This is a genomic window from Rhizobacter sp. P5_A1 (genome assembly GCF_056400745.1).
The window spans coordinates 1-23,925 of sequence record NZ_JBFUKR010000031.1 but is presented as its reverse complement, the minus strand read 5'-3'; the positions used below and the strand labels follow the sequence as shown (position 1 = coordinate 23,925).

Genomic DNA, 23,925 nt, shown 5'->3' with positions numbered 1-23,925 from the left:
GTGCGCAGCTTACGATGCTTCATGGCGTGCAGCGTGTTTCGGCAGCGGGGAAATCGTGTAACGTGCCACTCCACAGCCCACCTGCAGCCCGCATGTTCGAAGACCAAAGCATTCTGATCACCGGCGGAACCGGATCTTTCGGCAAGGCCTTTCTCCGAACGGTGCTGCGCGATCACCGCCCGCGCCGTCTCGTCGTCTATTCGCGCGACGAGCTCAAGCAGTACGAGATGCAGCAGGAGTTCGACCACCCGGCGATGCGCTTCTTCATCGGCGACGTGCGCGACGCGCCGCGCCTGGCGCGCGCGATGTCGGGCATCGACTACGTGGTGCACGCCGCCGCGCTCAAGCATGTGCCGGCGGCCGAGTACAACCCGATGGAGTGCATCAAGACCAACGTCAACGGCGCGCAGAACGTCATCGACGCGGCGATCGCCTGCAGCGTGAAGAAGGTCATCGCGCTGTCGACCGACAAGGCGGCCAACCCGATCAACCTGTACGGCGCCTCCAAGCTCGCCTCCGACAAGCTGTTCTCGGCCGCCAACAACATGGTCGGCACCAACCCGACTCGGTTCTCGGTGGTGCGCTACGGCAATGTGATGGGCTCGCGCGGCTCGGTGGTGCCCTTCTTTCGCGGGTTGCTCGCACGCGGCGCGACCGAGCTGCCGATCACCGACCCGCGGATGACGCGTTTCTGGATCACCCTCGACCAGGGCGTCGACTTCGTCATCAAGTGCTTCGCCCGCATGGCCGGCGGCGAGATCTTCGTGCCAAAGATTCCATCGGCCCACGTCACTGACCTCGCCGAAGCCATCGCCCCCGGGGTGGCGCACAAGGTTGTGGGCGTGCGACCGGGCGAGAAGCTGCACGAAGTGATGGTGACGCGCGACGATGCGCGGCTGACGCTGGAGTTCGCGGATCACTTTGTGATTCAACCGTCGATTTCGTTTCAGACCCAGCCACGCTACAACCCGAATGCCATGGGGGAAGATGGTTCGTCTGTCAACGAGGCCTTCGAATACGATTCCGGAACCAACCCGGTATTCCTCGACCAGCGCGCGCTGCGCAGCTTGTTGGACAGCCTGCCGCCAGGAGGCTGAGGCCCGGCGATGATTCCCTATTCAACGCAGGACATCACCGCGCACGAGATCGCCGCCGTGCAAGAGGTGCTGGGCTCGGGTTGGTTGACCCAGGGGCCGATGGTCCCTCGATTCGAGGAACGCGTCGCCGAGCTGCACCAAGTGCCTCACGCGGTCGCGGTGGCCAATGCCACGGCTGGCTTGCACCTGGGCTGCCTCGCGCTCGGCGTTGGCGCAGGCTCGCGGGTCTGGACGAGCCCGATCAGCTATGTCGCTTCGGCCAACTGTGCTCACTATTGCGGGGCCGAGCTCGATTTCGTCGACATCGACCCCGCCACCGCTTGCCTGTCGACCGCGGCATTGGCCGACAAACTCGAGCTTGCACGGCGCTACGGAACCCTGCCGAACGTGGTGATCCCGGTCGACTTTGCCGGCCAGAGCGCCGATTTACCGGGCATGCGCGAGCTGGCCGATCGCTATGGCTTCGCGTTGCTGGAGGACGCCTCGCATGCGGTCGGCGCGCGCTTGCAAGGCCACCCGGTCGGCAGCCGGCATGCAGATCTCGCTGTGCTCAGCTTCCACCCTGTCAAGATCATCACCACCGGTGAGGGTGGCATGGTGCTGGCGCGCGACGAACGTCTCGTGCAGCAACTTCGCCTGCTTCGTAGCCATGGAATCACGCGCGAACCGGCGCTGATGCAAAGCGTGTCGCCCGGCGAGTGGTACTACGAGCAAGTCGCCCTCGGTTTCAACTACCGCATGACCGACCTGCAAGCCGCCCTGGGCTGCGCGCAACTCGATCGGCTGCCCGGTTTTCTCGCGGCAAGGCAGCGGCTCGCCACGCGCTACGACCGGCTACTGGCTGGTCTGCCGCTGCAGGCGCTGACGCGGCTGTCGGATCGTCAATCGTCGCTGCACCTGTACGCTGTTCGCTTGGCTCCGCAGATCGATCGCGCCGCCGTCTTCGCCCGCATGCGTGCCGCGGGTATCGGCGTCCAGGTGCACTACATCCCGATCCACTTGCAGCCTTACTGGCATGCCCGCGGGTTCGCGCCGGGGGACTTTCCGCAGGCCGAAGCGTGGTATCGCAGCGCTCTGTCGCTGCCGCTGTTCCCGGCGATGAGCGAGGCGCAGCAGGACGAAGTAGTCGACACGCTGCAGACAGCGCTGCGCTGAGGGCGGACGGCGTGGAACTCGTCCTCGGTACTGCACAGTTCGGTCTCGCGTACGGCATTGCCGGTGCCGCGGGGCCGGTGGCAGAGCGCGAAGTGCGCGACATCCTGGCCTGCGCACGCGACGCCGGCATCACGCAACTCGACACCGCCCAAGCGTATGGCGACATCGAGCCGCGGCTGGCGCGCCTGCTCCCAACCGGCGCACGTTGGCGGGTTACGACGAAGATCCCGGCGCCGCCTAGCGACGCTGGCACCGCCCAAGCGGCCGCGCTGGTGCGCCGCAGTGTCGACATCGCGCGCCGACATCTCGGGGACCACCTCGAAGCCGTGTTGCTGCACGACGCCCGCGCGCTCGCGTTGCCGCATGGCGAGGCCGCTTGGGCAGCACTCGTTTCCGCCTGCGGGCCGCAGCTGCGTCCGGGCGTCTCGGTCTATGCGCCGGATGAACTTGCGGCGCTGGCAAAGCAGTACGGCATCGCGCAAGCGCAGTTGCCTGGCAACGCCTTCGATCAGCGCATGTCAGCGAATCCGCAGCTCGGTCGCGACATCGCGCTCTTCGTGCGTTCGGCATTTCTTCAAGGGCTGTTGCTGATGCCCATCGATGCGGCACAGCGAAAGCTGCCGGCCGCCGGCCCGGCGCTCGCGCGCTGGCACGCATGGTGCGCGCAGCGGGACCTCTCGCCCTTGTCGGCCGCACTCTCCATCGCGCGCGGGTTGCCCGGCGCGAGCGGCTGCGTGATCGGCGTGGACAGTACAGCACAACTTGCGCAGATTGTCGACGCTTGGGAGCGCGCCGATCCGCTGCACGCACCCGAGCTGGCGGTGGACGACCCGGGGGTGATCGACCCGCGACGTTGGAGCTCCCCGCAATGAGCCGCACCGTGGCCATCATTCAGGCGCGGTGCTCGAGCAGCCGTTTTGCCGGCAAGGTGTTGCAGCCGCTGGGCGGTCTGCCGCTGATTCTTTTCATGGTCGAACGCGTGCGCCAAGCCCGGTGCCTCGACGACCTGGTCCTGGCGACCAGCGACCATTCCAGCGACGACCCGCTGGTCGATCTGGCAACGCGCGCCCATGTCCGGGTGCATCGGGGACCGCTCGATGACGTGCTCGCCCGCTTCGCCGGCGCCGCACAGTCCGTTGCGGCCGAGACGGTGGTGCGTCTGACCGGAGACTGTCCGTTGATCGACGCCGATCAGATCGAAGCCGTGGTCGAAGCCCTTCACTCGGGCAGCGCGGACTACGCGTCCAACTGCAACCCGCCGATGTGGCCGGACGGCCTGGACGTCGAGGCCATGAGTCGAAGCGCACTCGACGCCGCCGACCGCGAGGCCCGTCTGCCGTCGCAACGCGAGCATGTGACCCCGTTTCTGCGCGAGCACTCGCAGCGTTTTCGCTCCATGCATCTGCGCGCCTTGGTCGATTTGTCGTCCTTGCGCTGGACCGTGGACTACCCAGACGATCTGCGCTTTCTCAATGCTCTTCTGGGTGCGGCCGGCGTGCCCGGCCCCACGGGCTTCGACCGCTACGACCTGCTGCGCGCGCTGGAGCGCCAACCGCAGCTGGCCGAGATCAATCGCCATCAGCGCAACGAGGGCTACGCCCAGTCGCTGGCCACCGACCCGACGTCATGAGCGACCTCCCCGTCCCGCAGCGCAGCGCCTTTCTCGGCGGCGAAGGCGACGCATGGTTCAGCCGCAACGAGGCCCACCTGAATGCGCCGAGCAGCATACGCGATAAGGTCGTGAACCACCTCGCCGCTGCACTGCGCGACGGCGACTCGGTGCTCGAGATCGGCTGCGGCAACGCCAGCCACCTCGCCGCTCTCGCTGCCAAAGGCCGGCTGAACGCCGCCGGCATCGACCCCTCTGCCGCCGCCATCGCAGCGGGCCGCGCGGCGCAGCCGGCGCTGGACCTTCGCGTGGCCACGGCCGACGCGCTGCCCTTCGACGACCACGCCTTCGATCTGGTGTTATTCGGCTTCTGCCTCTATTTGGTGGACCGGCCCCTGCTCTGGCGCTGCGTGGCCGAAGCCGACCGCGTGCTGAAGCCCCGCGGCTGGCTCGCGATACTCGACTTCGATCCCGACGCGCCGCAACGCAAGCCCTACCATCACCACGAAGGGCTGTGGTCGTGGAAGGCCGACCACTCCCGCCTTTTCCTCGGCCACCCCGCGTATCGAGTGGCAGAGAAATGGTCCGCCTCGCACGCCGGCCTCGGTTGGCACGACGATCCGCACGAGCGCATCGGTTTCTGGCTGCTGCGCAAGGACGACGCGGCCGCTTGGCCGCAACCCATGGAGACACCGGCTTGAGAAGCTACAAAAAATCCGAGGCCTACCTCGAGCGTGCCGAGCGCGTCATTCCGCTCGGCAGCCAGACCTTTAGCAAGAGCCGCACGCAGTACCCGCACGGCGTCTCGCCTTACTTCATCACGCATGGGCAGGGTTCGCGCGTGTGGGACCTGGATGGCAACGAGTACATCGACTTCGTCAACAGCCTGGCCTCGGTCACTCTCGGCTACAACGACCCGGATGTCACCGCAGCGGTCGAGGCCCAGCTCAAGCAGGGCGTGATCTTTTCGTTGCCGCATCCGATCGAGGCCGAAGTGGCCGAGCTCATCTGCGACATGGTGCCCTGCGCGGAGATGGTGCGCTTCGGCAAGAACGGATCGGACGCTACCGCAGGGGCCATCCGCCTGGCCCGTGCCTACACCGGCCGCGACCACGTGGCCGTGTGCGGCTATCACGGTTGGCAGGATTGGTACATCGGCACGACCGCGCGCCATCGTGGCGTACCGCAGGCGGTGCGCGACCTCTCGCACACCTTCGGCTATAACGACCTCGCGTCGCTGCAGGCGGTGTTCGATCAACACGCGGGCGGTGTCGCGGCGGTCATCCTCGAGCCGATGAACGTGGCCGAGCCCGAGCCGGGGTTCCTGGAGGGTGTGCGTGATCTGGCGCATCGCCACGGCGCGCTCCTCGTGTTCGACGAAACCATCACAGGCTTTCGCTTCGCCAACGGCGGCGCGCAGGAATTTTTCGGGGTCACGCCCGACCTTGCCACCTTCGGCAAGGGATTGGCCAACGGCTACCCGGTGTCTGCCATCGCTGGTCGACGCGACGTGATGAAGCTGATGGAGGAGATTTTCTTTTCCTTCACGTTTGGCGGCGAAACGCTGTCGCTGGCGGCGGCAAAGGCAACCCTGAGCAAGCTGCGGACGGATCCGGTCATCGCAACGCTGCAACGGCGCGGCGCCGACTTGCGCACGCGACTCGCCGAGCTCATCACGCGGCATCGCCTGAGTCATCTGGCGACGGCGTCCGGCCACCCCAGCTGGACATTCCTAAATCTGCGCGAGGCGCCCGGGGTGAGCGTGTTCGATGTCAAGACGCTGCTGATGCAGGAAATGCTGGCGCGTGGCGTGCTTACGCTCGGCAGCCACAACCTCAGCTATGCGCACAGCGACGCCGATATCGATGCGCTGTTGCGGGCCTATGACGAGACCCTGACCTTGCTGGCGCGCGCGCTGTCTGACGGCAGGCTTCGCGAGCAGCTGCGCGGCAAGCCGCTCGAGCCACTGTTCCGTGTCCGCTAGCGCCGCGCCCCAGATCCTGATTCGAACCGTCGCTTCCGAGACGGTTGGCGCGGGTCACGTGCGACGCTGCCTCTCGCTGGCACTGCGCCTGCGTACGCTGGGCGCGAGGGTTGCCTTCGCGCTGCCCTCGGCACCGTCACCGTTCGATGCCTGGGTGCGCGATCGCGGATTTCCCGTGCATGAGATCGGCGAGGCGCTGGCCGCTTCGGCGGATGCTGAGCGCTCGCTCGCGGTGTTGCGAGGCTGTGATTGGGTCGTCGTCGACGACTACATGCTCGATGCACGCTGGCATGAAGCGGCGGCCGCACAAGGCGCGCGCGTCGCGGTGATCGACGACCTCGCGAATCGGCCATTGCGAGCCGATCTGCTGGTCGACCCCAATGAGCATGACGACTCGTGTGCGAAACACGCGAGGTCATTATCGCCTCGGACGCGCCTGCTGAGCGGCTGCCGCTACGCGCTGCTCGACCCGACCTATGAAAGCGCACCGCGCTACCAGTTTCATCCGCGTGTGCGCAGCGTCGGCATCTTCATGGGCGGCAGCGATCCTGGCCAAGCCTCTATCACGGCGCTCCAGGCCTGCCGCAGTGTCTTCGACGGACCAATCGAAGTCGTCAGCACGTCTGCCAATCCGCATCTGGACGGGCTCGCGGCAGAGGTATACGCCGACCCCTCGGCGCGGCTCAGTGTTGACCTACCCGATCTGGCGGCCTTTCACGCCCGCCACGATCTGCAGATCGGCGCCGGCGGTGGCGCCACCTGGGAACGCTGCTGCATCGGCGCACCCGCGTTGGCGATGAGCCTGGCCGCCAACCAAGACACCGTGCTGCCGACCGTGGCAAGGCGCGGCATCGTCGCAGCCTTCGACGGCACACTCTCGGACCGCGCCGCGCTGTCGCGGGCGATCGGTGCGCTCATCGATGATCCGCGACATCGTGAAGTGCTGGCGACGCGCTCGCGCGAGCTGGTCGATGGACGCGGGGCACTTCGCGTTGCACTAGGGATGCTGGCGACGCGCCTCGAGTTGCAGCGTGCCGGGCCGGCCGAGTGCGATCTGGTGCTCGCTTGGCGCAACAACCCGGCGGTGCGCACGGTGTCGCTGCACTCGGAGCCGATCAACCTCGAGGAGCACCGGCGCTGGTACGCCGCGTCGCTCGACTCGCCCGACCGGGTGCTGCTCATCGGCCGTGTCGGTGGCCACGCGGTAGGCGTGGTCCGCTTTGACGCGTTGCCCGCGCAGCACGCTGCCCGCGTGTCGATCTACCTCGACCCGTCCTTGCTGGGTCTGGGGTTGGGGCCCGTGCTGCTCGACTGTGGCCAGGCGGCGCTGCAGGTCGCCTGGCCGGCGACCACGTGGATCGAGGCCGACGTTGTACCAAGCAACACGGCTTCCCTTCGGATGTTCCGCAACGCCGGGTACGATGGCGACGCACCCCGGCTGACCAAGCGGCTGGTCTGAGGTATTACTCGCATGATCACCATCGCGTCCCGTCCCGTTGACCCTGATCACCGCCCCTATCTCATCGCCGAGATGTCGGGCAATCACAACCAATCATTGGAGCGCGCGCTGCAGATCGTCGAGGCCGCCGCACAGGCCGGCGCAGACTCGATCAAGTTGCAGACTTACACCGCCGACACCATGACGCTGGACGTGCGCAAGCCCGGCTTCGTGATCGAGGATGAAGGCAGCCTGTGGGCCGGCAGGCAACTGCACGAACTCTACCGAGAGGCACACACGCCGTGGGAGTGGCATCGCCCGATCATGGAGCGCGCAGCGGCGCTCGGGGTGCATTGTTTCAGCACGCCCTTCGACGAGACCGCAGTCGATTTCCTCGAATCGCTGAACGTGCCGGCCTACAAGATCGCATCGTTCGAGAACACCGATCTCCCGTTGATTCGCCGCGTGGCCGCCACCGGCAAGCCGATGATCATCTCCACCGGCATGGCGAGTGTGGCCGAGATCGATGAAGCCGTCCGTGCGGCGCGCGATGCAGGTTGCCGCGAGCTGGTGCTGCTCAAGTGCACGAGCACCTACCCGGCCACGCCGGAGAACTCCAACCTGCGCACCATCGCCCACATGCGCGAGCTGTTCGGCTGCGAGGTCGGCCTCTCGGACCACACGATGGGCTGTGGCGTGGCGGTGGCGGCGGTCGCCTGCGGCGCCACGGTGATCGAAAAGCACTTCACGCTGCGCCGCGCCGACGGCGGGGTCGATTCGACCTTCTCGCTCGAGCCGGACGAGTTCGCTTCGCTGCGCATCGAGACGGAACGGGCCTGGCAAGGTCTCGGACAGGTGCGTTACGGTACGACCGTGGCCGAAGAGAAGTCCAAGGCGTTCCGGCGCAGCCTGTACATCGCGCGCGACGTGAAAGCCGGTGACCTATTGACCAGCGAGAACGTTCGGGCCGTGCGGCCCGGCTTCGGCCTGCCGCCGAAGCACCTGGGGCAGGTGCTCGGCCGGCGCGTGAATCGCGACGTGGACGCGGGCACGCCCCTGGCCTGGGAGCTGCTGGGCTGATGGGCGTCACCGCTTCAGCCCTGCCGGACGTGACGGTGATCGTGCCGGCCTTCAACGCCACCGAGTGGATCGCGCAGACGCTGGAATCGATACAGGCGCAGACGCATGCGGCGACCGAGGTGCTGGTCGCCGACGACGCATCGACCGACGACACCGCGCGCATCATCGCCGAGTTCGCGGCGCGTGACACGCGCATCCGCCATCTGCGGCTGCCCGCGAACAGCGGTGGGCCGGCCGGTCCGCGCAACTTCGCATTGGCGCAGGCGCGAACGACATGGGTCGCGTTCTGCGACGCCGACGACCTGTGGCATCCACAAAAGCTGGAACTGCAGTTGCGCGTCGCCGAGGCAGAATCGGCCGACCTCGTGTGCACGGCGATCCGCGATTTCGCGCCGCCGCGGCCACCGGCACCATATCAACCGGTAGACCCCACCCGCCGGTTGTGCGTCGAGCGTATCGGGCTGTGGCGCCTGCTCGGCAAGAACATCATTCCCGGCTCGAGCGTGCTGTGCCGGCGAGTTCTCATCGCCGAAGCAGGCGGCTTCGACACAACGCGCGAGCTCGTCGCTGTCGAAGACTACGACCTGTGGCTGCGGCTGATCGAGCGCGGAGCAAAGGTCGTGAAGATCGAGCTGCCGCTGGTCGACTACCGGCGGCTCCCCAGCTCGCTGTCGGCGCGCAAGCTCCGCATGGCGCGGCGCGCAATGGGAGCCTTGCGGCGGCACTTTTCGCGACGCAGGCAGATGTGGCTGTTTCCGCTGGCGGCGCCCATGCTCATGGCAAGCTACGCTTTTCAAGCCATATACCTGCGCGTATGGCGCGGCCGCCTGTGAGGCGAGCCAGCTCTTAACCTGGACCATGCACCATGCGTGAAGGCGATTCGAGTCTCGTGACCGGGGGTGCGGGTTTTCTCGGCTCGCACTTGTGCGAGCGCTTGTTGCGCGAGGGGCGCGACGTGGTCTGCGTCGACAATTTCTACACCGGCACGCGCCGCAACGTCGAACACCTGATCGGACAGCCGCGCTTCGAACTGATGCGCCATGACGTGACGTTTCCGCTGTACGTGGAGACCGACCAAATCTACAACCTCGCCTGCCCCGCCAGCCCCGTACACTATCAGTTCGACCCGGTGCAGACCACCAAGACCAGCGTGCATGGTGCGATCAACATGCTGGGGTTGGCCAAGCGGCTGAAGGCGCGCATCCTGCAAGCATCCACCTCCGAGGTGTATGGCGACCCTGAGGTGCACCCGCAGACAGAAGACTATTGGGGCCGGGTCAATCCGATCGGCATTCGCAGTTGCTACGACGAGGGCAAGCGATGCGCGGAGACCTTGTTCTTCGACTACTGGCGACAACATCGGCTCGAGATCAAGGTAGCGCGCATCTTCAATACCTATGGCCCGCGCATGCATCCGAACGATGGCCGCGTCGTCAGCAACTTCATCGTGCAGGCGCTGCGTGGTGAAGACATCACGATCTACGGCGACGGGCAGCAGACTCGCTCTTTCTGCTATGTGGACGATCTGGTCGACGGCTTGGTGCGCCTCATGGCCACACCCGCCGAATTCACAGGCCCACTCAATATCGGCAATCCGGGTGAGTTCACGATGCTGGCACTGGCCGAGACGGTGATTCGCCTCGCAGGGAGTCACTCCAAGTTGAGCTTCAAGCCACTGCCTGCCGACGACCCGCGCCAGCGTCAGCCCGATATCGGGCTGGCCCATCAGGCGCTCGGCTGGGCACCGAAAGTCGAGCTGGAGGACGGGCTGCGCGAGACGATCGATTACTTTCGCAAGCGGCTGGCCGCCTGAGCGTCGTGGTTGACGCGGGCCAGCTCTCTCCATTGAGCCGGGGTCCTGGCAGTTGATGCGCACGACTCTCTCACGTGGCGCGCGCCACTTCTCGTATGTCCCGCTGCTCGGTTTGGCCGCGTTGGTGTCATTTGCCAAGCTCCTCATCTATGCACAGCTGACCGGCGTCGAGTCATTCGGGTCACTGTCGAAGATGTTGCTCGTATCGACGGCCTTTGGAATGGTTGGCAGCCTCGGCCTGCAGGCCGTGGCAAGCCGCGACCTGCCCGCCCTCTTCGCTCGTGGCCGCGCGCGAAGAGGTTTGTGGCTGCTGGCTCGCACGGCGGCTCTGACGACGTTGGTCGCGGCCATCGGGCTAGTGGCGGTCCTACTGGGAACACGGATGTTCGATCTGTCACCTCAGGAGCTGGCTCTGGGCCTCGTTCACGGTTGGAGTCAGCAGCTGTTTCTGCTCGCGGCTTTCGAGAGCCGCAGTCGGCTCGCCATGACGCGTTACGCTCGCGACATGCTGGCGCGCAGTGCCTCCGTGGCACTTGCCGGCGCTGCCGCAGCCGGCCTCGGAGCCGGCGCAACGGGCATCGCACTGGTCGAGATTCTCCTGACCATGCTGTTCGTAGCGCTGACCGCGCAGCGTGCACTGCGGCTCGCGAACCTGACTTGGGGTTGGCTCTTTGGCGCCGCGCGAGTGGATGCCGCGCCCATGCCTTGGACGCGCGCGTTGACGCTTCTGGCGAGCACGATCGCCATCTTCCTGTCGTTAAACGTGGACCGCTGGATCGCCGCAGAGGTTCTGCCGAAGCCGGCGTTCGGGCAGTACGCCTTCGCCTGGCTCGCGCTTGTGGTCGCTCAATCGTTTCAGAGCCTGCTGAACTCAAGCCTGCTGCCACTGCTCGCGCAGCGGCGGGCGCACGGCCAGGAAGCCAGCGCCTACCGGTTGACGCGGTTGTTGACTTTCGGCTTGCTTCTGACCGGCGGGACGGCACTCGCGCCGGTACTGTGGATGCTCAACTACGCCGTCGAATCGTGGATGCCGCAGTACAGCGCCGCTCTACCATTGATGCTGCCGCTGCTACTTGCAAGCCTGTTCCGCCTGGCCGACTTCTGGTCGAGCCTGCTGATCGTGATCGAGCGCGAGTCGACCCTGCTTGCGGGCCAGGCTTCGGCGCTTCTCGCGGTTCTCGTGGGATACGGACTCTATCTACATGCGACTGCGTCGGCTCCCACGTCGCTGTCGCTGGCATGGCTCGCGATGGCCAGCGCTTTCGCTTCGCACGGTGCCAGCGCGGCCTCGGTGATGCAGGCCACCCGCCGAGCGGCGGCCGAAGCCGCGGCCGTGCGCGGCTGATGGTTCACTTGCATACCGAGAAGATTACGCAAAGGGCCCCGTCTTGGCCCTGGTCGCTCGAAGCAACTTCATGCTTGTAGTACACATGACCCACGGCTGCACCGAAGAAACCGAGAATCTCATCGCACGATGCGATCCGATGCCTTGCGCCTGGTAGATAGCCCACGTCGCGGATGATTTCCTCCTGCGATAGGGGGCTGTATTCGACTCCGATCGCGACAACGCCGCCGGCTCGCGTAATGCGGACCACCTCCTGAGCGGCGCGGCGGGGGTCCTCGCTGTAGGCCAGCACCCAGCCGAGAATCACTGCGTCGAAGTGATCGGCGTTGAGTCCCGTGTCGTGCATGTCGCCGAGTCGCACCCGCGGAGAATAAGAGATCAGATCCAGCCCGGTGATCTGCCGCCATACGAAGCCGTGTGCGGCGAGGCTGAACAGCTCCCCCTCTGTGCGCGGCCCGATCGAGAGCACGCGCGCCTCGACCGGCAGGGCTTCGATCACCGACAGCGGCCGCACCAACAGATGTGAGCGATTCACCGCCAAGTCTCGCAAGCCCTTCAGATTGTGGGACACGGTGTTCGACGCCACTGGGGAGCTGACGGTGGTATTCGGGTCGTACGTCGCCAGCCGATGACGCAGCTGCACAAACCACAGGTAGCGGACAGCAACCACGGCATACCGGATCAGGTCGACCAGCAGCAACTGGTCCAAGGTGTGTCGCAACAGGCCCTTCACGCGCCGAACTTGACTTGGATTTGGCATACGGTTCGTTGGCTCGTTCGATGTGCCGTGCGTTATCGTTCTGGTTTGAACGGATGGGCCGGAAAACTCAATGCAGTGGATGCGCGATCTGAGTTACACCCGCGCGTGTGGGTGGCTGGTGCACTGGCCCTTGTTGGCGCTGGGCGTGCTGGTCTTCCGTGCGACTGGAAAGACGCCATGGCCCTCGTACTGGGCCATGAGGCGACTCTACTGCATCACCCGGGGACGGTCGAACCGGCTGCTTGTCCGCTTGCTGGGGAAGACATCCACCGTCGCGACGGAGTGGCCCGGCGTCTTGGGCCACCTCCCACACGCCGAGCTCAGCTCGCGCATCACTGACTTGGAACGCGACGGCTTCGTGGTCCTCGGCTCTCTACTGAGCGAGGCGGAATGCGACGAGCTGACCGCGTTCGCGCTCGCAACCCCTGGGAACCTGATTCCAACACCCGTCAGCGGCCCATTGCTGGCGCAGTTCGATCCAGCCGCCCCGAGGGCCGTGAAGTACAACCTGCCGGAATATCGCCTGGTAGAGCATCCGATCGTGCAGCGTCTGCTCGCGGACTCGTCGCTGCGCGAGCTGGCACGTCGCTACTTGGGCTGCGAACCTGTCAACGATCTCATCGCCATGTGGTGGAGCGCTCCGGCTCCTGGTCCGGCAAACTCGGAAGCGGCGCAGCTCTATCACTTCGACATGGATCGGCCACAGTTCCTGAAGGTCTTCTTCTACCTGACCGATGTGACACCGGAAACGGGGCCGCACTGCTACATCCGTGCGAGCCATCGAGACCGTCCGACAGCGCTCTGGAAGGACGGGCGCCACAGCGATTTTGCAGTCCTGTCGCAGCACGATTCAGCGCGTGAGGTCGAGATCTGCGCTGCCCGCGGTGTGGGAATGGCGGTCGACACCTCCGGCTTCCACAAAGGCAAACCCCTGAAGAGCGGCTACCGATTGATCCTGCAACTCGAATACACGTCCGCACTGTTCGGGCAGAGCTATCAGACATTGCGTGTGCCCGTCAGCAACTTTTGGCGCGAGCAGGCATCGGCATGCCCGGGGTACTACACGCGCTTCTCATTCGCTGACGATGCCGGCGGCTCCTCCGCATGAGTAGACGATTTCATCTCACAGCCTGACCGTCGACATGCGCATCGGATTCGCAAGCCTCTACGCGTGGCGACCGCACGTGGAACACATGCACTACCTGGCGCTGCTGGCGCAGCAGGCGGGTCATGAGGTTCGCTTTCTCGCCTGCGACGGCGACCTGCCCAGTTGCTACTCGCGTGAGATGCGGCCCGACAACGCGGCCTGGTGGGAATGCCTGAAGTGCCGCGCTGGCGCCAGCCGTTCATTTGCGGCTCACGGCGTCACAGGCATCGGCGCTCTCGCCGACCGCCGCTCGTCAGTTGAACCGCGATTCGCAGCGTGGGCGCGTTCAAGCGCAAACACGTTATGGCGCTTCGAGACTCCCGCCGAGTTCGCTGGCGAGCAGGCACAGCGCACTGCCGACGCGCTGGTGCCGGCCATCGCACGGACGTACGCGGCGGCGCTCCGCTGGATCGAGCGTGAGTGCCTTGATGGCGTGTACCTGTTCAACGGCCGCATGGACGTTACCCGCGCCGTTCTCGAAGCAGCACGCGACGCCGGCATTCCTTATGTCTCAGTCGAACGCTCTTGGTTTGGAGACGGCATCCAGTTGCTGCCTGGCGAAGATTGCCTCGGACTGCAGTCAATCGACCGGCTGGTGGCTCAATACAGCGAGTTGCCGCTGACGGCGCCCCAGGCGGCGCGCATTGCACGTCATGTGGCCTCGCGCTTCTTGCGCGTCAACACCACCGAATGGCGCGCCTACAACCAGCAGGCCATGCGCACACCTTGGCCCCGCCGCGGCAGCGGACCCCGTGTACTGATGCTGCCAAGCAGCCGAAACGAGTTTCACGGTCACCCGGATTGGGCAACGGCCTGGACAGAACCAACGGCTGCACTCGACGCCGTAATGTCGCATCTGAATCTCAGGGCCACCGATTGCGTGCTGCGCTGCCACCCGAACTGGGGTGAGAGTATTGGCCACGCCAGTGGCGAACGGCCGGAACGCTACTACACGGAGTGGGCAACCGACCGCGGCGTCCACGTCGTCGCGAGCGCCGACCCCGCCAGCACGCTGGGATTGATCGAGGAGGCAGACGCGGTCGTGGTGAACGGGAGCAGCGCAGGGCTCGAGGCCGGCGTACTAGGCAAGCAAGTCATTGCCATTGGGCCTTCCTGGTATCAGGCGGCCGGCTATGCAGATCGCGCCTATTCGGTGGCGGGGGTGACCGGCCTGGCGATGAACGCCTTGCAGACCACTTTCGAACGTGCAGCGACCAGCGACGAGATCGCCCGCCGCGCACTGCGCTTTGGCTACTGCATGGTGGGGCGCGCCCCTCAATTCACCTCCCATGTTCTGAGCACCTCTGCGGTGGATTTCTCTTACCCTGGCGGGGGCGATGCGGACAAGATCGAGCGCTTGCTGCGTAGCCAGACTTTGGAGGCCGAAGATGCGAGCTTCGCGCCGAGTACGAGCGAAGAAGATGCCGTTCTGGCGCAGATCGCGCAGCGCGACTGGGCCGCTCTGTTGACTGCCGCTCAAACGTCCACGCCGGAGCGCGCGGTGTCGTCGCCACTGCGCCGGCGGTGGTGGGCTCGATCTATCGGTCAGCTGCGGTCTTTGTGGCCGGTGGGCAGTCGATAGCTTTCGCACCTTGCCGTCTACTTGCAGGAGCCCGGGAGAAACTGCGCAGGCACATCCACCGTAGCGCACTTCCACATCGCGATCTGCGACCCTTGATGGTTGCTTGCAGTGTCGACCTTAATCGGGGTCGCGCCGGTGACGTCGGCGTACGGCGTCAGCGTGATCGACTTGCCGTCGAGCGTCGAGTCGCCGAAGGTGTTCGTCGTTGTCTTCACCGTGATGACGCCGTTTGCGTCGGTGGCCACGCTCAGCACATACTTCGTCGGCGCGCTGCCAGCACCGGTGGCGTTGGCCTCACAGCCCCAGTTGTTGACAGATCCGGTTGAGCTCGTGTTCATTGTCTGGACCGCCTCGGTTATGGACGTGCGGCACTGTGAGGCGGCCAAGATGACTTCCGACATGCGGGCCTTCTTGGTGTAGGTTTGGTACGCTGGCAACGCAACCGCCGCCAGGATGCCGATGATCGCGACGACGATCATCAACTCGATTAGCGTAAAACCTTGTTGAGCACGCTTCATGAAGATTCCTTCTAGGTACTGGAGTGTGCTTTCACACGCGAAGGCCGTGCCGAGCAGTGGATTGCATTTCCGCGCGACTTTCGCCAGAAAACCCGACGCAAATTGTCACAATCTAGCGTTTGCCGCGGGGCGCGGGCAGGCGCATCGCGGCGAAGTGACTTGATCTGCCATACCGGCCGCTCGCGGCTGCGCGCCCAATCCCCGTCCGCACGTCGTCAACGCGAATCTCCGGACGCGAGTTCCGGGTGAATTTGCTGCAAGGCCTGCCAAGCAACCTTTGCCTCCATGCAGTACTTCGGCGAATGGAGCCCACACAATTTCTCCAAGATGATGACGCCCTCTCTTGAATGCCCATTCAACGCCAACGCAGACGCGTAGCGAAAGAGGGCTCCCGGAAACGCATTCGCCTCGACCACGCGCCTCATGACATCGAGCTCCGCTTCGCTCATGCCGGTACGGGGCTGCGCCGTCCCGAAGTCGAGTAGCGCAAGCTCCGCATCCAGAAGTTGAACCTGCGGACGCGGTGCGCTGCTGACCTTATCGAGTCCGACGCGTGTAGCGACGAATCGCTGCACGCGGGTGGACGCTTCGACCTCAACATACTCCATCGTCACCCATGCCATCACCGCGCAAGCGATCGCGAGGGGGAACATGAGGGTCGCGCGCGGGGCAGCCGGCAACGGATCAGCCGATTCGCCGCCTTCGGCAATGCCCATGAGGATCCCAGCCGGAATCAGGAAGTAGGCGTAGTTGAGTGGGTACTCCACCAGCGCGTGCAACCACACGGTGGCCACGGCAAGCAGAACCGCCCAGTTCGCGCCTCCGCTACAGGACCGCAGCCGACACACAAACCACCACCCGAGTCCCGCCGCTATGAGCAGGCCCAGCGGCCAACCATTCCACAACAGCAGGTCAAGCACCACGTTATGGGCACTCTTGTCGTATTCGTGGATCGGCGGAAAGTCCAGCACTGTCGTGAGTTGCGCCTGGCCAGACTGGGTCCACCCGTAGCCGAACCATGGCCTGTACCAAGTAGCGGCCAACATCATGGGCCACAGTTCGCGGCGACTGCCCCGCCCCAGCTGAAGCGAGGGACTGCCGCTGAGCAACAACAAGTCGTTCAACGGACCCCAGAGAGCCACCCCAAGCACGAACAAGACGGCGGCGATGCCCAGCGCCGCGGACGACGTGCGCAATCCCACTCGCCGGCGCATGAGGAGGCTACCGGCAATGGCGACGCCGACGAACAACCAAGCGGTGCGTGACTGCGTCATGATTAGACCAAAGGCCAGCAACGCGACACCCAAGCCTGCGGCCAAGCCCGCGATTCGTCGGGTTTCATAGGCAAACACGAACCCTGTGACACCGAACGCAAGCAAGGTCGCCAAGTGGTTCGGCTGAGCGAAGTTGGCGAATGGTCGGGCGTCCGCGGACAGGTCGGCGATCCAAAGATTGGGCATTCCGACCGATTGCCACTGCATCAGAGCCAGCGCGACGGCGACACACGCGCCAACGGCCAGTGTGGTCATGATCGACGGCACCAGCGCTCGATCCTGACCCAAGCGTGCGAGGCTTGCGCCGGTCACCAAAGCGAGCGCGAAGCCAAGCAAGTACAAGGCCGCAAGCACTGCCGTCGAATTGAAAGGTATGAGCCCGAACCCACGCTGCAGCAGCGGCACGCTAGCGATGCCCAGCGCGAGCATCGCGAGCCGTGGCCAAATGACTCGAGGCGACATGGCTGCGACCGCCCAGGCAATCAGTGCTCCGCCCGCTGCAGCGCACAACTCCTGCTGGAATGCGACCCAGGGGGGATAGTGCCCGGGCAGCTGCCAGGACAGCCCGAGGGTCAAACAGCCGAGCAGAAATACGGACTGCGGGAGAACGGAACGACGTGCTTGCACCGGGGTTCTAGCTCCGCGAGAAGTTCGAAAGTGCAAAAGGGCGCCATTGGCGCCCTTTTGCGACGCGCGACCGTCAAGCGGCCGCGCTGACGCTGCTTACTTGCAGGAGCCCGGGAGAAACTGCGCAGGCACGTCGACCGTAGCGCACTTCCACATCGCGATCTGCGACCCTTGATGGTTACTTGCAGTGTCGACCTTGATGGCGGTCACGCCGCCGACGTCGGCGTACGGTGTCAGCGTGATCGACTTGCCGTCGAGCGTCGCGTCGCCGAAGGTGCCGCTCGTCGTCTTCACCGTGATGACGCCGTTTGCGGTGGTCTCAACGCTCAACACATACTTCGTCGGCGCACTGCCAGCACCGCCTACGTTTGCTTCGCAGCCCCAGCCGTTGGCCGAGCCGATCGACGAGGTGTTCATCGTCTGAACCGCCTCGCTGACGGATGTGCGGCACTGCGAGGCGGCCAAGATGACTTCCGACATGCGGGCCTTCTTGGTGTAGGTTTGGTACGCCGGCAGCGCAACCGCTGCCAAGATGCCGATGATCGCGACGACGATCATCAATTCGATAAGGGTGAAACCTGCTTGAACGCGACGCTTCATGGTTGACTCCTGAGGGTTTGGGGGTGAGGCAGGGAGCATGGATGCAGAGCCCGTGCCACCCCGAATCCCCCGAAAAGCCGTGTGATTCGGCTCCAGACCTGACACAAAGAGTCACACAGGCATTGCCGCTGGTTCGATCGCCGTCACAGGTGACACAAAAGGTCACAGTGCGCTGCAGCATCAACCCAGCCGCATCACCTGCCCGGTCGCCAGCGCGTGAATCCGATGCGCGCTGCCGAGCTGCCCGATCTGCGTCATCACCGCTTCCATCTCGCCCGGCTTGATGTGCGTGATGTGCACGTCGACGCTGCCGGGCAGCTGCGCCAGCTCGACGCCGAGCGCCGCAGGGCACAGGTGGCGGCTGATGCGCGCGAGCTGGCGTTCTTCGTCGCTGAAGGCGGTCTCGATGACCAGGTGGGCGACCTTCAGCTGGCGCAGCCGCTGCCACAGCGCCGGGTTCGGGCCGGTGTCGCCGGTGAAGACCCACCAGCCGCGCGCTTGACCTTGGTCCTCGCCCATGTCGACCGCGAAGCCGACCGCCGGCACGGTGTGCGAGGCGCTCAGCACCTCGATGCGCTTGCCGGCCAGCGTGAGCAGCTCGCCGACCGCGAACGGCACGAGTTCGAGGATCGGCTCCTCGGCGCTGGGCAGGCGCGTGAAGTCGGGCCAGATCACGCCGTTGAAGATGTGCGTGCGCAGCGCCGCAATCGTTTCGGGCAGCGCGTGGACCTGGATCGGCCCGCGGCCGGCGGCGCTGCGCAGGCGCATCACGCCGTCGGCGAGCAGCCCGATCGACAGCACGTGGTCGAGGTGCGAATGGCTGATCAGGATGTGGTCGATGCGCGCCAGCGCCTCGAGCTCGAGGTCGCCGACGCCGGTGCCGGCATCGATCAGCACGTCGCCGTCGAGCAGGAAGGCCGTGGTCTTGCAGCCCGCGGCGATGGACCCGGAGCATCCGAGTACGTTGAGGATCATTTGCTCTCGAAGGTGTGGGCCCCGTCCCAGTCGGCGGGCGGAGGCGTGGCGCGGTAGTGATCGGTGCGTTCGCCGAGCTGCCGGTACAGACCGGCGAAGGGCGACTCAGGATACGCCGTCAGCAGCCCCTGCAAGCGGGTCTGCGACGCATCCCAATGTTGCAGCCGGTGGGCGGCCAACGCAAGCAGCCAAAGTCGCATTTCTTCGTCGAACCGCGCGGCACGCTCGGCGGGTATCGACGCCGGCGTGAAAAGCGTCACGGGCTTGCGCTTGCCCTTGACTCGAACCCGGTCAACCTCGACCCAGCGCCAGACCTCGCCGGCCGCCAGCGGCGCGGGCTCGGCCGCGGCGTCGCGGGCGGCTTCGCCGACCAGAATATCGACGCCGTAGTGCCGCGTCAGCCCCTCGATGCGCGACGCGAGGTTCACCGCGTCACCCATCACGGTGTAGCTGCGGCGCATGCTGGAGCCCATGTCGCCGACGCAGACAATGCCGGTGTTCAGGCCGATCCCCAGGCCGATCTCGGGCAGGCCGCGGGCGCGCAGGTCGCTGTTCAGCGCCGCCAGGCGCTGCGTCATCGCGAGCGCCGCGCGGGCCGCGTTCGCGGCGTGGGCCGGGTCGTCGAGCGGCGCGCCCCAGAAGGCCATGATCGCGTCGCCGATGTACTTGTCGAGCGTGCCGCGCTGTGCGCGGATCGCCGCGGTCATCGTCGAGAAGAAGCTGTTGACGAGGCCGCGCACGTCTTCGGGCGGCAGCAGCTCGGAGACGCGGGTGAAGTCGCGCATGTCGCAGAACATCACCGTGAGCTCGCGGTTCTCGGCGCGCATGTTGTAGCGCCCCGGGTCGCGCGCCATCTCGGCGACCAGCTCGGGCGGCACGTAGGTGCCGAACAGCCGCGCCAGCGAGCGCCGGCTGCGGCCTTCGACGATGTAGCCCCAGATCGTCGTGCCGAAATAGATCAGCCCGGTCAGCAGCAGCGCCGACGCGAGCGGCAGCAGCAGATCGTTGACGCGATAAGCCCACAGGTTGGTCGCGATCAGCAGCGCGCTCAGAAACGCCGCGAGCTGTGCGCCGCGCACCGCCGGCAGCCGCGGCAGCGCCCAGACGAGCACCGTCGCGATCAGCAGCAGCTGCAGCACCTCGAAGCCGCTGGCCCAGTCGGGCTGCACCGGCAGGCGGTTGTCGAGCAGGCCCGACAGCAGGCTCGCATGCACCTCGACACCGGGATAGACGTCGTCGACCGGCGTCGAGCGCTGGTCGTAGTTGCCGGGCGCGGTGCTGCCGACCAGCACGAGCTTGTCCTTGAGGTGATCGGGCGCGATGCGGTGCTGCAGCAGGTCGGTCGCCGAGACGTATTCGAACGAGCCGCCATGCGGCCCGCCCGGGCCGCGAAAAGGCACCCGCACGCGCACCCGTTCGTCGACGGCGATGGCCTGCGACGCAGCGCCCTGCCGCAGCAGCAGGCGCTGCAGCGCGCTGTAGTCGCGCGGCAGCCAGCCTTCGGACGGGAAGCCCGGCAACACCGCCGGGCCGCCGGTGTAGACGCGGTACATCGCGAGCGCGAGCGGCTCGTAGTGCCGGCCGTCGAACTCGCTGATCATGGGGACCGCGCGCACCAGGCCGTCCGGGTCGGGCATGTTGTTGAAGTAGCCGGCAATCGGCGCGGCATTCGCGAACACCGGCAGGTTCGCGGCGAAACCATCCCAGCGCGTGAACGCGATGTGGCGGCCCCGCAGCAGCGCGGCATCGAACACCGGCGGCGGCAGCACCCCGGTGCGGCGGCCATCGCGGGCGTTCGCGAGGTAGTAGCCGAGGACCACGTTGCGGCCCTGCAGCGCGCGCGCGAAGCGGGCGTCGAAGTCGAGTTCGGCGCGCAGCGGCGTCAGCGCGGCGGCGATCGCCGGCGAGCTCGTCGCGAGGCGCTCGAGCGCCGGCAACCCGGAGCTGGTGTCGGCCTCGGCGAACAGCACGTCGAAGCCGACGATCGCGGCGTGCTGGTTCGCGAACAGCTCGTCGGCCAGCGCCGCCATGCGGTCGCGGCTCCAGGGCCAGCGGCCGACTTCGGCGAGGCTCTTCTCGTCGATGTCGACGATGACGATGCGCGGGTCGGCGCTGCGCGGCATGAACGCGCGCAACCGCGCATCGGCGACCGCGAGGTCGAGCTCGGTGACGAAGCGCAGCGGCCGCAGCCCGGTGGCGTGGCCCAGCGCGGCGAGCAGCACCGCAAGCAGCAGCAGCGCGCGCAGTGCGCGCCACAGGCCGGAGCGCGAGGTCATTGGCCGGCGGTGCTCACGACCCGGACCCGGGTCGTCTCAGGCCAGCGCCGGGCCGCCCCAAGCGGCCTGAGCTCCCCTCGGGGGACGGCGCCGCAGGTGCCCAGGGGCCGTCATTGCTCAGGCTTGCACGAACTGCATCTGCGTGCCGGCAAGCTCGATCACGTCGCCGTTTTTCAGGTGCACGGTTTCGCCGACGACCGGGTTGCCGTTGACGGTGGGTTGCAGCGCGCCTTCGACGTGCGCGAGCACGTAGCCGCCCGGCCGCTTCGTGATCGAGGCGACCTGCACGCCGGGCTTGCCGACCGTCGTGACGACCTTGGTCAGCGCGACCTCGCGCCCGGCGGCCGCGCCGTTGAGCACGCGGATCGATGCGGGAATCGTCGAGGCGCCGAGCGACCCGAAGCCCGATGCGCCGAAGCCGGTGTTCTGCGCCTGCCCCGGCTGGCCGGGAGGCGCCGGCGGGCGCTGACCGGGCTTCATGATCATGGTCTTCTCGTAGTCGGTGCCGTCCTCGACCATGAACTTGATCTTGTACTTGCCGATCTCGACCGTGTCGTTGTGGCTGAGCAGCTGCTTCTTGATGGCCTTGCCGTTGATGTAGGTGCCGTTGGTGCTGTTCAGGTCTTCGATGAAGACATCGGCGCCGACCATCTGCAGCACCGCGTGTTCGCCGCTGACGGCGAGGTTGTCGATCACGATGTCGTTGTAGGGACGGCGGCCGAGCGTGGTCTTGTCCTTGGTGATCTGCACTTCCTTGATCACCACACCATCGAGCGATACGACCAGTTTGCCCATGCTTTTGACCTCTTGTGTCTAAGTCTTTGCCCGCTATTCGGTACGCGCCCCTCAGCGGCGAAACGGCCACCAGGACCGGCTCGGCCCGACGCTCCCTCGGACACGCGCCAGCACCACCGAAATATTATCCTTGCCGCCCGCGTCGTTGGCCGCGTCGATCAGCGCATTGGCGGCCTCGGGCAGCGTCTCGACGCCCGCCATCAGCTGCGCGATGCTCTCGTCGTCGAGCATGTCGGACAGGCCGTCGGAGCATAGCAGGTAGGTATCGCCGGGCATCACCTCGTGCAGGTGCGTCTCGAGCAGCACCGTGTCTTCGACGCCGACCGCGCGCGTCACCAGGTTCTTGTTGGCCGAGAACGCGGCCTGCTCCGGCGTGATCAGGCCGGAGTCGATCTGCTCCTGCAGCAGCGAGTGGTCGTGCGTGATCTGGGTCAGGCGCGAGGCCCGCAGGCGGTACGCGCGCGAGTCGCCGACATGCCCCATCAGCAGCCGCGAATCGCGGAACACGCCGACGACCAGCGTCGTGCCCATGCCGGCGTACTGCGGGTTGGAGTTGGCGGCGTTGAAGATCGCGCGGTTCGCGTTGTCGACGCAGATGTCCATCGCGCGGCGCACATCGGTGTCGGTGGCGCTGTCGGAGGCCTCGGCGAGCCAGCGGCCGAGTTCGGACTTGATGAACGAGGTCGCCATGCCGCTGGCGACTTCGCCGGCGTTGTAGCCGCCCATGCCGTCGGCGAGCACGACGAGCGCGGTGGCTTCGTCCACCGCGACCGAATCTTCATTGTTGTTGCGCGCGCGGCCGGTGTCGGTGGCGCAGAAGAACTCGAGTGTCATGGACGGGGCGTTTGCAGGCATGAGACCTCTGCTCAGAGCTCGGCATTGTGCCTCGGATCGACGGGGGCAAGCTTCGCCGTGGCCTCGAATCCGGGCGTTTCGGGTTCGTGGGTCACACCGGTCTGAGGGGGTCGCGGCGGCGGCATCGAATCCATCAGCGCGGCAACCGCGAGCAGGTCGGCAGCCATCTGGTGGCCGTCGGCGTAGCGCACCTCGGGCCGCTTCTCGAGCGCGAGCGCGACGACGTTGGCGAGCGCCTCCGGCAGCTCGGGCCGCAGGCTGCGCACGTCGGGGGCCGGCGCGTTGACGATCTGGTTCATCAGCTCGGCCATCGACTCCGAACGGTGCGGCAGCGCGCCGGTGAGCAGCTGGAACAGCATCACGCCGAGTGAGTACAGGTCGGTGCGGCCGTCGACCCGGCGCCCCGCCATCTGTTCGGGCGACATGAACGACGGCGTGCCGAGCACGAGGCCGGTCCGGGTGCGGCAGGCGTCGGCGATGCGCGCGATGCCGAAGTCGGTGACCTTCACCGAGCCGGCCGACGGATCGATCATCACGTTGGCCGGCTTCACGTCGCGATGCACGACGCCCTGCGCATGCGCGTGCGCGAGCGCCTGCGCGACGCGCGCCAGCGTGCGCAGCACGACCGGCACCGGCAGCAGCTTGCCCGGCAGCGTGTAGCGCAGCAGGTCGTGGCCGCCGACGAACTCCATCGCGATGAAGGCCAGGCCCTGATCCTCGCTGGCGTCGAAGATCGTCACGATGTCGGGGTGGCGCAGCCGCCCGGCCATCTCGGCTTCGCGAAAGAAGCGCGCCCGCGCCTCGGCGAGCTCGCTGCCCTCGAACTCGCGCGACAGCGCCATCGTCTTGATCGCGACAGGGCGACCGATCTGCGGATCGTGACCGAGATAGACCGTGCCCATCGAGCCGCGCCCGAGCTCGCGTTCGATGCGGTAGCGGCCGAGCGTCGCGCGGTCGGGGCGCAGCGCCGGCGCGGCGGCGGTCAGGGCCGGCGC

Annotated in this window: 22 protein-coding genes; 13 read left to right on the top strand and 9 right to left on the bottom strand. The window is 66.4% G+C overall.

Annotation, left to right across the window (positions count from 1 at the left end):
• The first annotated feature begins 92 nt into the window (after window positions 1-92).
• Genes pseB through AC1DTW_RS23945 form a run of 11 tightly spaced genes read left to right on the top strand, consistent with a single transcriptional unit; the run spans window position 93 to window position 11,521 of the window.
• A complete protein-coding gene (gene pseB / locus AC1DTW_RS23995) occupies window positions 93-1,097 on the top strand; it encodes a UDP-N-acetylglucosamine 4,6-dehydratase (inverting) (RefSeq protein WP_477983944.1) in 1,005 nt (334 codons plus the stop codon).
• Window positions 1,098-1,106: 9 nt separating this feature from the next.
• On the top strand, window positions 1,107-2,252 hold the full coding sequence (gene pseC / locus AC1DTW_RS23990; protein ID WP_477983916.1) for a UDP-4-amino-4,6-dideoxy-N-acetyl-beta-L-altrosamine transaminase: 1,146 nt from the start codon (window positions 1,107-1,109) through the stop codon (window positions 2,250-2,252).
• A gap of 11 nt (window positions 2,253-2,263) precedes the next feature.
• Window positions 2,264-3,124, top strand: a complete 861-nt coding sequence (locus AC1DTW_RS23985) for an aldo/keto reductase (RefSeq protein WP_477983915.1) — start codon at window positions 2,264-2,266, stop codon at window positions 3,122-3,124.
• Window positions 3,121-3,882 carry a cytidylyltransferase domain-containing protein gene (locus tag AC1DTW_RS23980; protein WP_477983914.1) on the top strand — a complete coding sequence of 254 codons (762 nt, stop codon included), beginning with the start codon at window positions 3,121-3,123 and terminating at the stop codon, window positions 3,880-3,882. The genes AC1DTW_RS23985 and AC1DTW_RS23980 overlap by 4 nt, the downstream gene beginning before the upstream one ends.
• Window positions 3,879-4,562 (top strand): class I SAM-dependent methyltransferase, encoded by a 684-nt coding sequence (locus AC1DTW_RS23975; protein ID WP_477983913.1) that lies wholly within the window; start codon window positions 3,879-3,881, stop codon window positions 4,560-4,562. Before AC1DTW_RS23980 ends, AC1DTW_RS23975 begins: the two co-directional genes overlap by 4 nt.
• Window positions 4,559-5,845 carry an aminotransferase class III-fold pyridoxal phosphate-dependent enzyme gene (locus AC1DTW_RS23970; RefSeq protein ID WP_477983912.1) on the top strand — a complete coding sequence of 429 codons (1,287 nt, stop codon included), beginning with the start codon at window positions 4,559-4,561 and terminating at the stop codon, window positions 5,843-5,845. Before AC1DTW_RS23975 ends, AC1DTW_RS23970 begins: the two co-directional genes overlap by 4 nt.
• Window positions 5,835-7,304 (top strand): UDP-2,4-diacetamido-2,4,6-trideoxy-beta-L-altropyranose hydrolase, encoded by a 1,470-nt coding sequence (gene pseG, locus AC1DTW_RS23965; protein WP_477983911.1) that lies wholly within the window; start codon window positions 5,835-5,837, stop codon window positions 7,302-7,304. Before AC1DTW_RS23970 ends, pseG begins: the two co-directional genes overlap by 11 nt.
• A gap of 12 nt (window positions 7,305-7,316) precedes the next feature.
• A complete protein-coding gene (gene pseI, locus AC1DTW_RS23960) occupies window positions 7,317-8,363 on the top strand; it encodes a pseudaminic acid synthase (protein WP_477983910.1) in 1,047 nt (348 codons plus the stop codon).
• Window positions 8,363-9,196 carry a glycosyltransferase family 2 protein gene (locus tag AC1DTW_RS23955; protein ID WP_477983909.1) on the top strand — a complete coding sequence of 278 codons (834 nt, stop codon included), beginning with the start codon at window positions 8,363-8,365 and terminating at the stop codon, window positions 9,194-9,196. Before pseI ends, AC1DTW_RS23955 begins: the two co-directional genes overlap by 1 nt.
• Before the next feature lie 32 nt (window positions 9,197-9,228).
• Window positions 9,229-10,176 (top strand): UDP-glucuronic acid decarboxylase family protein, encoded by a 948-nt coding sequence (locus AC1DTW_RS23950; protein WP_477983908.1) that lies wholly within the window; start codon window positions 9,229-9,231, stop codon window positions 10,174-10,176.
• Window positions 10,177-10,231: 55 nt separating this feature from the next.
• Window positions 10,232-11,521, top strand: a complete 1,290-nt coding sequence (locus tag AC1DTW_RS23945; protein ID WP_477983907.1) for a hypothetical protein — start codon at window positions 10,232-10,234, stop codon at window positions 11,519-11,521.
• A 4-nt stretch (window positions 11,522-11,525) separates the two neighbouring features.
• On the opposite strand, the gene AC1DTW_RS23940 is transcribed toward AC1DTW_RS23945, so the two are convergent.
• The gene (locus AC1DTW_RS23940) at window positions 11,526-12,230 is read right to left on the bottom strand and encodes a class I SAM-dependent methyltransferase (protein WP_477983906.1); all 705 of its coding nucleotides are present in this window, start codon (window positions 12,228-12,230) and stop codon (window positions 11,526-11,528) included.
• 121 nt (window positions 12,231-12,351) lie between these two features.
• On the opposite strand from AC1DTW_RS23940, the gene AC1DTW_RS23935 reads away from it, so the two are divergent.
• A complete protein-coding gene (locus tag AC1DTW_RS23935) occupies window positions 12,352-13,389 on the top strand; it encodes a phytanoyl-CoA dioxygenase family protein (RefSeq protein ID WP_477983905.1) in 1,038 nt (345 codons plus the stop codon).
• Between the two features lie 34 nt (window positions 13,390-13,423).
• Window positions 13,424-15,010: a capsular polysaccharide export protein, LipB/KpsS family gene (locus AC1DTW_RS23930; protein ID WP_477983904.1), complete on the top strand. Its 1,587-nt coding sequence runs from the start codon at window positions 13,424-13,426 to the stop codon at window positions 15,008-15,010.
• A gap of 17 nt (window positions 15,011-15,027) precedes the next feature.
• Here AC1DTW_RS23930 and AC1DTW_RS23925 read toward each other — a convergent pair whose 3' ends face one another.
• The 8 genes from AC1DTW_RS23925 to AC1DTW_RS23890 form a co-directional block, all read right to left on the bottom strand.
• Entirely contained in the window at window positions 15,028-15,528 is a 501-nt protein-coding gene (locus AC1DTW_RS23925; RefSeq protein ID WP_477983903.1) for a pilin, read from the bottom strand.
• A 215-nt stretch (window positions 15,529-15,743) separates the two neighbouring features.
• Window positions 15,744-17,429, bottom strand: coding sequence for a Wzy polymerase domain-containing protein (locus AC1DTW_RS23920; RefSeq protein WP_477983902.1), 1,686 nt, complete (start codon window positions 17,427-17,429; stop codon window positions 15,744-15,746).
• A 96-nt stretch (window positions 17,430-17,525) separates the two neighbouring features.
• On the bottom strand, window positions 17,526-18,029 hold the full coding sequence (locus AC1DTW_RS23915) for a pilin (RefSeq protein WP_477983901.1): 504 nt from the start codon (window positions 18,027-18,029) through the stop codon (window positions 17,526-17,528).
• 180 nt (window positions 18,030-18,209) lie between these two features.
• Window positions 18,210-19,004, bottom strand: coding sequence for an MBL fold metallo-hydrolase (locus AC1DTW_RS23910; RefSeq protein ID WP_477983900.1), 795 nt, complete (start codon window positions 19,002-19,004; stop codon window positions 18,210-18,212).
• Window positions 19,001-21,280: a CHASE2 domain-containing protein gene (locus tag AC1DTW_RS23905; protein WP_477983899.1), complete on the bottom strand. Its 2,280-nt coding sequence runs from the start codon at window positions 21,278-21,280 to the stop codon at window positions 19,001-19,003. Before AC1DTW_RS23905 ends, AC1DTW_RS23910 begins: the two co-directional genes overlap by 4 nt.
• Window positions 21,281-21,397: 117 nt before the next feature.
• Complete coding sequence (locus tag AC1DTW_RS23900; RefSeq protein WP_477983898.1) at window positions 21,398-22,075, bottom strand: FHA domain-containing protein; 678 nt, start codon at window positions 22,073-22,075, stop codon at window positions 21,398-21,400.
• Window positions 22,076-22,126: 51 nt separating this feature from the next.
• Window positions 22,127-22,909 carry a Stp1/IreP family PP2C-type Ser/Thr phosphatase gene (locus tag AC1DTW_RS23895; RefSeq protein WP_477983943.1) on the bottom strand — a complete coding sequence of 261 codons (783 nt, stop codon included), beginning with the start codon at window positions 22,907-22,909 and terminating at the stop codon, window positions 22,127-22,129.
• Between the two features lie 32 nt (window positions 22,910-22,941).
• A partial coding sequence (locus AC1DTW_RS23890; protein WP_477983897.1) for a serine/threonine-protein kinase occupies window positions 22,942-23,925 on the bottom strand: 984 nt, incomplete at its 5' end.

Bases quoted from the DNA above. Each gene is read 5' to 3' on its own strand.
- pseB (WP_477983944.1), top strand. From the start codon at position 93: ATGTTCGAAGACCAAAGCATTCTGATCACCGGCGGAACCGGATCTTTC.
- pseC (WP_477983916.1), top strand. From the start codon at position 1,107: ATGATTCCCTATTCAACGCAGGACATCACCGCGCACGAGATCGCCGCC.
- AC1DTW_RS23980 (WP_477983914.1), top strand. From the start codon at position 3,121: ATGAGCCGCACCGTGGCCATCATTCAGGCGCGGTGCTCGAGCAGCCGT.
- AC1DTW_RS23975 (WP_477983913.1), top strand. From the start codon at position 3,879: ATGAGCGACCTCCCCGTCCCGCAGCGCAGCGCCTTTCTCGGCGGCGAA.
- pseI (WP_477983910.1), top strand. From the start codon at position 7,317: ATGATCACCATCGCGTCCCGTCCCGTTGACCCTGATCACCGCCCCTAT.
- AC1DTW_RS23955 (WP_477983909.1), top strand. From the start codon at position 8,363: ATGGGCGTCACCGCTTCAGCCCTGCCGGACGTGACGGTGATCGTGCCG.
- AC1DTW_RS23950 (WP_477983908.1), top strand. From the start codon at position 9,229: ATGCGTGAAGGCGATTCGAGTCTCGTGACCGGGGGTGCGGGTTTTCTC.
- AC1DTW_RS23945 (WP_477983907.1), top strand. From the start codon at position 10,232: ATGCGCACGACTCTCTCACGTGGCGCGCGCCACTTCTCGTATGTCCCG.
- AC1DTW_RS23935 (WP_477983905.1), top strand. From the start codon at position 12,352: ATGCAGTGGATGCGCGATCTGAGTTACACCCGCGCGTGTGGGTGGCTG.
- AC1DTW_RS23930 (WP_477983904.1), top strand. From the start codon at position 13,424: ATGCGCATCGGATTCGCAAGCCTCTACGCGTGGCGACCGCACGTGGAA.
- AC1DTW_RS23925 (WP_477983903.1), bottom strand. From the start codon at position 15,528: ATGAAGCGTGCTCAACAAGGTTTTACGCTAATCGAGTTGATGATCGTC.
- AC1DTW_RS23915 (WP_477983901.1), bottom strand. From the start codon at position 18,029: ATGAAGCGTCGCGTTCAAGCAGGTTTCACCCTTATCGAATTGATGATC.
- AC1DTW_RS23910 (WP_477983900.1), bottom strand. From the start codon at position 19,004: ATGATCCTCAACGTACTCGGATGCTCCGGGTCCATCGCCGCGGGCTGC.
- AC1DTW_RS23905 (WP_477983899.1), bottom strand. From the start codon at position 21,280: ATGACCTCGCGCTCCGGCCTGTGGCGCGCACTGCGCGCGCTGCTGCTG.
- AC1DTW_RS23900 (WP_477983898.1), bottom strand. From the start codon at position 22,075: ATGGGCAAACTGGTCGTATCGCTCGATGGTGTGGTGATCAAGGAAGTG.
- AC1DTW_RS23895 (WP_477983943.1), bottom strand. From the start codon at position 22,909: ATGACACTCGAGTTCTTCTGCGCCACCGACACCGGCCGCGCGCGCAAC.